Genomic DNA, 8955 nt, shown 5'->3' with positions numbered 1-8955 from the left:
GTCGCTGGCGGCGGCGATCTCGGCGCTGGTGCCGGTCGGCGGCCGGCTCGGCGTCGAGGCCGTGACCTATCCGATGATCAAGGGTATCGCGGCGCGGCTCGGCGTTGCGCTCGTGCCGATCGCGATGGACGCCGAGGGCATCCGCCCGGACGCCCTGGCCAAGGCGCATCGCACCAGCGCGCTGAACGCGATCTACATCCAGCCGGTCATGCAGAACCCGCTGGGACTGACGATGAGCGAAGCGCGGCGGGAAGAGATCGTGCGGCTCGTGCGCAAGCACGAACTGATGATCATCGAGGATCTCGTCTACGGCTTCCTCAGCGATCAGGTGTCGCTGGCGGCGCAGGCCGAGGAGCGTGTCATCGTGGTCGACAGCCTCGCGAAGAGACTGGCGCCGGGCATTGCCGTCGGCTTCCTCTACGTCCCGTCGCATCTGCGCGAGAAATTCGCCGCAACCGTCCGCACCGGCGCGTGGTCGGTCACCTCGCTCGCATTGGCCGCCGGCATGGGCCTGCTCGCTGACGGCACCGCGGCCGAGATCACCAAGCGCAAGCGCGCCGATGCCGTGGTCCGCCAGGCGATCGTCGCCGAATGCCTCGCCGGTTATCGCATCGACGCCGATCCGCGCTCCTATCACGTCTGGCTGCATCTGCCTGAAGGTTGGCGCGCCGAGGCATTGACCGCCGCGGCGGCACGCGCAGGCGTCGCGATCACGCCGGCGAGCGCGTTCGCGGTGGCGCATGGCCATTCACCGAATGCGGTGCGGCTCGCGCTGGGCTTGCCGAGCCATGATGATCTGCGCACGGCGCTATGGCGGCTCGCCGGCCTGCTGTCGCACCACGACGCCTCCGACATGACGGAGTAGCTAGAGCCACCGCCGCTACTTACGGTCATTCGGGGGCAAGGCCGCAGGCCTTGAACCCGGAATCTCCAGATCTTCGGCACCTCTGCTCGACAAGCGCGAGGACTAGGCGAGGCCCTTGCTGCGCAGCTCGACCTCGATCTCGCCGAGAATGCGGACCAGCCGCTCGGCCCAGGTCCGCTGGCCCTCGGGCTCGGCGATCTCGTTCTGCCGGATCTCGATGCCCGAATTGATCAGCCCGCGACCTTCGCCGTGCACGGGGATCGTGTAGTCGGTGTTGTCGCCGACGGCATAAGGCTGGTTGTCGCCGACCACGAGATCGGGCTCGGCGCGCAGCGCCTTCAGCAGCAAGGGCGGCAAGACCTTGTCGTGCTGATACAGCGTGCCGATGTGCCAGGGCCGCGCAATCCCCGCGTAGACCGGCGTGAAGCTGTGCAGCGAGACGAGAATGGACGGCCGCCCCGCTTGCTTGCGCGCATCGAGCACGGCGGTGATCTGGTCGTGATACGGATCGAAGATCGCGCGCCGCCTGAGCTCGGCGTCCTCTTGCGTCAGTCCCTCGTTGCCGGGAATGGTCGTGCGCTCGCTGATCATCGGGATCGAGTTCGGTGCGCCCGGTGACCGGTTGCAGTCGATCACCAGCCGCGAATAGCGCTGCGCTACCAGATGCGCATCGAGCGCGCGCGACACCTGCTCGGCCACGCCTGCGATGCCGATGTCCCAGGCGATGTGCCGCTCCAGTTCGCTCTCATCAAGGCCGAGGTTGCCAAGCGCGCGCGGCAGCAGCCGGCCGTAATGATCGCAGGTGAAGACCAGTGCCGAGGCGCCATCGGCGTTCTGCTCGTAGACCGGCGGAACTTCGTCGGCTCGAAGGAGTCGTGTTGGTGCGGTCGTGCTCGGCTGACTCATGATCCCGTTCGTTGCTCATTCAGGCGGCATGACGAACTGCAATTGAGCAGAGGTGAATCTGGATTGCAGGGCCGAAAACCGCGATGATGATTCGATGACGATGCCGATCCTGCGCGGCGATCACAAGGCCTGATATCGCCGGCGCCAGCCGCTGCTGTGGAAGCTCTGCAGCGCGCCGGCGGCGCGACCGATCTGCTGAAGCACATGTCGCACCGGTGGAAGAGGGGACTGATGGAGATCAAGGTCGGATTCGAGATCGCCTACGCGGCGCCCGCGGCGACGCCGATGGTGATCATGCTGTCGATCCATCCCTCGCGCCGCCAGGACCTCATCGGCAGCGAGACCATCGTCACCGAGCCGGTGGTGCCGATCAGCTTCTACCACGACAGCTTCGGCAATATCTGCGGCCGGCTGGTGGCGCCGAGCGGCGGCGTGACCTTCCACGGCAGCGCCATCGTGCGCGACAGCGGACTGCCGGATGCGGTCGAACCGAAGGCCCAACAATTGCCGATCGACCAGCTGCCGGATGATCTCCTGCTCTATCTGATGCCGAGCCGCTATTGCGAGACCGACAAGCTCACCGACGTCGCCTGGTCGCTGTTCGGCCAGGCGACGGCGGGCTGGGCGCGTGTGCAGGCGATCTGCGACTTCGTCCACCAGCATGTCAGCTTCGGTTACGAGCACGCCCACCATATGAAGTCGGCACACGACGTCTATCAGCAGCGCACCGGCGTGTGCCGCGACTTCGCGCATCTGGCGCTGACACTGTGCCGCTGCATGGGGATTCCGGCGCGCTACTGCACCGGCTACATGGGCGACATCGGCATTCCGCCGGAGCCGTATCCGATGGATTTTTCCGGCTGGTTCCAGGCCTATCTCTCCGGCCAGTGGTACACCTTCGATGCGCGCCACAACACCCCGCGCATCGGCCGCATCCTGATGGCGACCGGCCGCGATGCCGCCGACGTCGCGCTGTCGACCTCGTTCGGCCGGATGACCCTGACGAAATTCCACGTCGTCAGCGACCAGATCGTACCGGCCCGCGGCGCGGCGTGAGCTGGCCTTGCCCCTCAAGGGCGGCTATGCAGAGGCATGAGCTCCGACACCACCCTCGATCTTCTGTTCGTCTACGGCACCTTGATGCGCGGCTTCGACCATCCGATGGCCCGGCTGCTGTCGGCCAATGCCGATTTCGTCGCTGAGGCCAGCTGCCGCGGCCGGCTCTACCGCATCCAGCATTATCCGGGCCTCGTGCTGTCCGATGACGATGCCGAGCAGGTGCATGGCGAGCTGTTCCGGCTGCGCCAGCCGGAGCCGATGCTGCGCGAGTTCGACATGTACGAGGCGTGCGGCGAGGGTTTTGCGCAGCCGACCGAATATCTCCGCCAGCGCCTCCATGTGACGCTCGCCGACGGCTCGGTCCGCGAGGCCTGGACCTATGTCTACAATTGGCCGGTCGACGAGGCCGCCCGCATCGCCTCGGGCCGCTTCCTGGCGCCGTAGGCTTCTCCGCCGTCATTCCGGGACATCGCGCAGCGATGGGCCCGGAATCCATAACCACGAACCCCACGGAAGCACGCAGGTGGTGCGGCTATCGCGCCTCTTTGCCGTTCGTGGTTATGGATTCCGGGCTCGCCCTGCGGGCGCCCCGGAATGACGGGGGAGAGAGCGCGGCCTGTGAATAGCCCGGACAAGGCCGAGGAAGTTCACATTTCGTACCCGGCTGCCTATATGCGTAAGTCCACCCACACAGGACCGCCCCGCCGCCCATGGCCCGCTTCACGCCTGAATTCCTCGATGAGCTGCGCGCCCGGCTTCCGGTGTCGGATGTCGTCGGCAAGCGCGTGAAGCTCAAGAAGGCGGGGCGCGAGTGGAAGGGGCTGTCGCCGTTCCAGCAGGAGAAGACGCCGTCCTTCTACGTCAACGACCAGAAGGGCTTTTATCACGACTTCTCCTCCGGCAAGCACGGCAACATCTTCGACTTCGTGATGGAGACCGAGGGCTGCAGCTTCCCCGAGGCTGTCGAGCGGCTGGCGGGGCTGGCCGGCCTGGCGCTCCCGGTGGCGACGCCGGATGCGGCGCGCGAGGCGCGGCAGCGCAAGACGCTGTATGACGTGATGGAGCTGGCGGCGAAGTTCTTCGCCGACACGCTGGCCTCGCGCCATGGCGCAAGAGCGCGGGGCTATCTCGCCGACCGCGCGATCCTGCCGCAGACGCAGCTTCAGTTCCGCCTCGGCTACGCGCCGCCCGATCGCTTCGCCTTGAAGGAATATCTCGGCGCCCAGGGCATACCGGTGAACGACATGGTCGAGGCCGGCCTGCTGGTCGGCGGCGACGACATCCCGGTGCCTTACGACCGCTTCCGCGACCGCGTGATGTTCCCGATCACCGATCTCCGCAACCGGGTCATCGCCTTCGGTGGCCGGGCGCTGCAAAAGGACGTGCCGGCGAAATATCTCAACTCGCCGGAGACGCCGCTCTTCCACAAGGGCGACAACCTCTACAACCTCGCGAGTGCCCGCCAGGCCGCCCACAATGGCGCGCCGATGATCGTGGTCGAGGGCTATGTCGACGTCATTGCGCTGGTCGCCGCCGGCTTTGCCGGCGCGGTGGCGCCGCTCGGCACCGCGCTGACCGAGAGCCAGCTCGCGCTGATCTGGAAGATGGTCGACGAGCCGATCCTCTGCTTCGACGGCGACCGCGCCGGCCAGAAGGCGGCCTATCGCGCCGCCGATATCGCCTTGCCGCATCTCAAGCCCGGCAAGAGCCTGCGCTTCGCGCTCTTGCCCGAGGGACAGGACCCCGACGACCTCGTCCGATCAGGCGGCCGCGGCGCCGTCGAGGAGGTGCTGAAAATCGCCAAGCCGCTCGCGGAGGTGATCTGGTCGCGCGAGATCGAAGGCGGCAGCTTCACCACCCCGGAGCGGCGTGCGGCGCTGGAGGCGCGGATCGGCCAGCTCACCGGCGGCATCGCCGATGAAGTGGTACGCCGCTACTACAAGCAGGACCTCAGCGACCGGCTGTACCGGGCGTTCGCCCCCGACGGCGGAAGAGGCTTCGGCCGCGGCTTCGGTGCCGAATCAGGACGCCGGTTCGGCCCCCGCAGTCCCGGTTCCGGACAGCAGGGGCGGTTATCCACAGGGGGCGGCCGCCGCGGCGGTGCGCCATCCACAGGCCCGGCGATGGCCCGCGGGCCCTACATGGCGGCGAGCCCGCAGCTCGCCATGAGCCCGATCATGCGCGGCCAGCGCTCGGCGATCTCGCGCCGCGAGGCGCTGATCCTGCAGTGCCTGATCAACCATCCCTGGATCCTGCACGACCATCTCGAGGAGGTCGCAGCCCTCGAGCTCGCCCATCCCGAGGCGCACAAGCTGCGCGCCGCCATCATCGCCGCCTTCGCCCACGACCACCACCATTCGCCCGATCCCGACGAGCAGGCCGAGAAGATGCGCGCCGACCTCGATAAGTCGGGCTTTTCCGAGCTACTTCAACGGGTTGAGCGGGCAATCACGACCGCCGCCGTGTGGGCCGCCAAGCCCGGCGCCGCGCGCGATGACGTTCTTGCGACCTGGCACCAGCTCGTCGCCTTGCATCGGCAATGGCACTCATTACTTAGGGAATTGAAGGATGCCGAGCTTGCCTTGGGCGAGGAGCCGAGCGAGCCGAACATGGGCTGGTTGAGGGACGTGAAGGCCAGGATGGCTGAGATGGACGGCACCGAGGCGCTGATCGAAGGCTTCGGGGAACTGTCCGGGCGTACCAACCGCAACGTGTAAAATTCGGGCGCGGCGCCCTGTCATTGACGAGCACATTTCGGCCCGGTCCATCCATGCCGGTTCCAGGTCGCGCGAAAAGACTCGCCAAATCCATGGTTTGGCTGCAAAAACAGGGTTAATCGAAGTTTAAGAGGTCCGGGGCATTTTCTGCGGCAGATGGGTTGGTTTCGCTGTCGGACACCAGCGCCCCTTTCGGGCGCCGGATTCGATTGCAAAACCGGTATCGCTTTTGCAAGAAACGCGCGCCGGTCCGAAAACGGGACGACACCAGCGACAGACCTTTGGGGGTGGCGACGTTAAAAGTGCGCCGCCCTTTCCGCGTCGAGAACAGTTTGAGTAGAGCAGGCGGGCGCCGCGATGCCAAGGGCTATGATGCCACGGGCGAAGCGGGCGCGTTTCGGGAGCAATGAATGGCCACGAAGGCAAAGACGCTGCAGGTGAAGGACAAGGAAAAGGACGACAAGGCCGCGGACGCTCCCGAAAAGGACGCCGCCGACGCGCCTTCGCCGTTGCTCGACCTGTCGGACGCCGCCGTCAAGAAGATGATCAAGCAGGCCAAGAAGCGCGGCTTCGTGACCTTTGATCAGCTCAACGAGGTGCTGCCTCCCGACACCACCTCGCCGGAACAGATAGAAGACATCATGTCGATGCTGTCCGATATGGGCATCAACGTGACCGAGGCCGAGGAGACTGACGAGGCCGAGGAGAAGGACGACGGCGACGACGAGACCGACAACGAGCTTGTCGAGATCACGCAGAAGGCCGTCACCGAGGTCAAGAAGTCGGAGCCCGGCGAGCGCACCGACGATCCCGTGCGCATGTATCTGCGCGAGATGGGCACCGTCGAGCTCTTGTCGCGCGAGGGCGAAATCGCGATCGCCAAGCGCATCGAGGCCGGCCGCGAGGCGATGATCGCAGGGCTCTGCGAGAGCCCGCTGACCTTCCAGGCCATCATCATCTGGCGCGACGAGCTCAACGAAGGCAAGATCTTCCTTCGCGACATCATCGATCTCGAAGCCACCTATGCCGGCCCCGACTCCAAAGGCGGCATGAACCCGCAGATCGCAGCCCCCACGGCCGGCGACGGCGAGGCGGGCGAGGGCGGTGAGATCCAGGCCGCGGTCGCCCCTCCCGCGGCGCCGCAGCAGGCGACGCCGTTCCGTGCCGCGCCGAACGGCGCGCCAGCCGAGGAGAAGGATCCCGGCGAGGCGGCGGCCGAAGCCGACATGGACGACGACGAGTTCGAGAACCAGATGTCGCTCGCCGCCATCGAGGCCGAGCTCAAGCCGAAGGTGGTCGAGACCTTCGACAAGATCGCGTCCGAATACAAGAAGCTGCGCCGCCTGCAGGAGCAGGACATCGCCAACCAGCTGCAGAGCGAGTCGCTGTCGCCCTCGCAGGAGCGCAAGTACAAGAAGCTCAAGGACGAGATCATCGTCGAGGTGAAATCGCTGCGCCTCAACCAGGCGCGCATCGATTCACTGGTCGAGCAGCTCTACGACATCAATAAGAAGCTGGTCTCGTTCGAGAGCCGGCTGATGCGGCTCGCCGACTCCCACGGCGTCGCCCGCGAGGATTTTCTCCGCAACTACCAGGGCTCGGAGCTCGATCCGCGCTGGCTCAACCGCGTGTCGAAGCTCTCGGCCAAGGGCTGGAAGAACTTCGTCCATTACGAGAAGGACCGCATCAAGGATCTGCGCCAGGAGGTGCAGTCGCTGGCCGCCCTCACCGGTCTCGAGATCGGCGAGTTCCGCAAGATCGTGCACTCCGTGCAGAAGGGCGAGCGCGAGGCCCGTCAGGCCAAGAAGGAGATGGTGGAAGCCAACCTCCGTCTCGTGATCTCGATCGCCAAGAAGTACACCAATCGCGGCCTGCAGTTCCTCGACCTGATCCAGGAAGGCAACATCGGCCTCATGAAGGCGGTCGACAAGTTCGAGTACCGCCGCGGCTACAAGTTCTCGACCTACGCCACCTGGTGGATCCGGCAGGCGATCACCCGCAGCATTGCGGACCAGGCCCGCACCATCCGCATCCCCGTGCACATGATCGAGACGATCAACAAGATCGTCCGCACCTCGCGCCAGATGCTGAACGAGATCGGCCGCGAGCCGACCCCGGAGGAGCTCGCCGAAAAGCTCGGCATGCCCCTGGAGAAGGTGCGCAAGGTCCTGAAGATCGCCAAGGAGCCGCTCTCGCTCGAAACCCCCGTGGGCGACGAGGAGGACTCCCACCTCGGCGACTTCATCGAGGACAAGAACGCCATCCTGCCGATCGACGCCGCCATCCAGTCGAACCTGCGCGAGACCACGACGCGTGTGCTGGCCTCGCTGACCCCGCGCGAAGAGCGCGTGCTGCGCATGCGCTTCGGCATCGGCATGAACACCGATCACACGCTGGAAGAGGTGGGCCAGCAGTTCTCGGTGACCAGAGAGCGTATCCGCCAGATCGAAGCCAAGGCGTTGCGCAAGTTGAAGCATCCGTCGAGGTCGAGGAAGCTGCGGTCGTTCTTGGATAACTGATCGCTTTTCAAGAAACGTCATTGCCGGGCTTGACCCGGCAATCCATCAGATAACGACGGCGGACCGAAAGGTTCGCCGTTTTTGTTCAAGGGATTTTTTCGCAAGAGAGCGGATCAGGTCTTCCGAAAAAAGGCTGCTAGATCTTCAGCCTCCAAGCGCCTCGAGTTCAAGAGAAGCTCTGCGAGGCGCTCGACCTTGCCAGTGTGCTCAATTAGTAGGTCATGCGCGCGCTGATGACCAGCGTAACGCACTCTTTGACTATCGTCCGCGTTCAAGTGTTGCACTAGTCCTATCATCATGCCTTGGTCGGCCCAGCCTGCGCCATCGTGAGTCCGCGCTGAGAACATTCGCTGAGCTTCCATTCCTGCCGCACAGATCGCTAGTTGGTCGATAAGATCGAGTTCAGCGCTGTCTTCAATTTCGACGACTGCCTTTGCCTCGTCGTCATCAATCGCGATCTCGATGCATCCCACTCTCAATCCCAAGGCAGAGGCCACGATTGCGTGGCCCGCTTCGTGGACGGCGGCGCCATATCGATCGCGTATGGTCTGTGATCTGTGTTCGTTGGCCATCGGTTTGTCGAGCTTAAGATGCGCGAGGATGCAAGATACCGTGCGACATAGGATATCGACCATCCGGAGGTGTCCGGAATGTGGAATTTCTCACAGATCGCGCACTCGCCTACTAGAAATCTCGTGCGTCCCATCCCCTGGCGTATCCTTCGCCGGACAAACTTGCCAGCAGGAGCGATACACGTGAACACGGGCACGTGCCGCCTGCGGGGTCGCTTTGCCAAGCCTACGAACTAAGTGATCTCGCTTGGAGCTGTTAGATGTAGCGCCCTCTCCCCTTGCGGGAGAGGGCGTCTCCGACCCATCCATGCACGCGA

The 8955-nt window shown here is 65.0% G+C and carries 7 protein-coding genes; 5 read left to right on the top strand and 2 right to left on the bottom strand.

The window, feature by feature from the left end:
* Positions 1 to 865 (top strand): aminotransferase class I/II-fold pyridoxal phosphate-dependent enzyme (locus BRAO375_RS26150; protein ID WP_035642277.1); only part of this gene is annotated, 865 nt, incomplete at its 5' end.
* Between the two features lie 102 nt (positions 866 to 967).
* On the opposite strand, the gene BRAO375_RS26145 is transcribed toward BRAO375_RS26150, so the two are convergent.
* The gene (locus BRAO375_RS26145) at positions 968 to 1771 is read right to left on the bottom strand and encodes an N-formylglutamate amidohydrolase (RefSeq protein ID WP_009030450.1); all 804 of its coding nucleotides are present in this window, start codon (positions 1769 to 1771) and stop codon (positions 968 to 970) included.
* A gap of 231 nt (positions 1772 to 2002) precedes the next feature.
* Between BRAO375_RS26145 and BRAO375_RS26140 the strand changes: the two genes are divergently transcribed.
* The 4 genes from BRAO375_RS26140 (at position 2003) to rpoD (ending at position 8066) form a co-directional block, all read left to right on the top strand.
* Complete coding sequence (locus BRAO375_RS26140; protein WP_009030449.1) at positions 2003 to 2827, top strand: transglutaminase-like domain-containing protein; 825 nt, start codon at positions 2003 to 2005, stop codon at positions 2825 to 2827.
* Positions 2828 to 2863: 36 nt separating this feature from the next.
* Positions 2864 to 3274 (top strand): gamma-glutamylcyclotransferase family protein, encoded by a 411-nt coding sequence (locus tag BRAO375_RS26135; RefSeq protein WP_009030448.1) that lies wholly within the window; start codon positions 2864 to 2866, stop codon positions 3272 to 3274.
* Between the two features lie 266 nt (positions 3275 to 3540).
* Complete coding sequence (gene dnaG / locus BRAO375_RS26130; protein ID WP_009030447.1) at positions 3541 to 5547, top strand: DNA primase; 2007 nt, start codon at positions 3541 to 3543, stop codon at positions 5545 to 5547.
* Between the two features lie 410 nt (positions 5548 to 5957).
* Entirely contained in the window at positions 5958 to 8066 is a 2109-nt protein-coding gene (gene rpoD, locus BRAO375_RS26125; RefSeq protein ID WP_009030445.1) for an RNA polymerase sigma factor RpoD, read from the top strand.
* A 113-nt stretch (positions 8067 to 8179) separates the two neighbouring features.
* On the opposite strand, the gene BRAO375_RS26120 is transcribed toward rpoD, so the two are convergent.
* Complete coding sequence (locus tag BRAO375_RS26120) at positions 8180 to 8638, bottom strand: ATP-dependent metallopeptidase FtsH/Yme1/Tma family protein (protein WP_139031473.1); 459 nt, start codon at positions 8636 to 8638, stop codon at positions 8180 to 8182.
* Positions 8639 to 8955 lie beyond the last annotated feature (317 nt).

The sequence above is a fragment of the Bradyrhizobium sp. ORS 375 genome (assembly GCF_000239775.1).
GTDB lineage: Bacteria > Pseudomonadota > Alphaproteobacteria > Rhizobiales > Xanthobacteraceae > Bradyrhizobium.
Note: the sequence above shows the minus strand (reverse complement) of the source record. Positions and strands in the feature narration are given on the sequence as shown.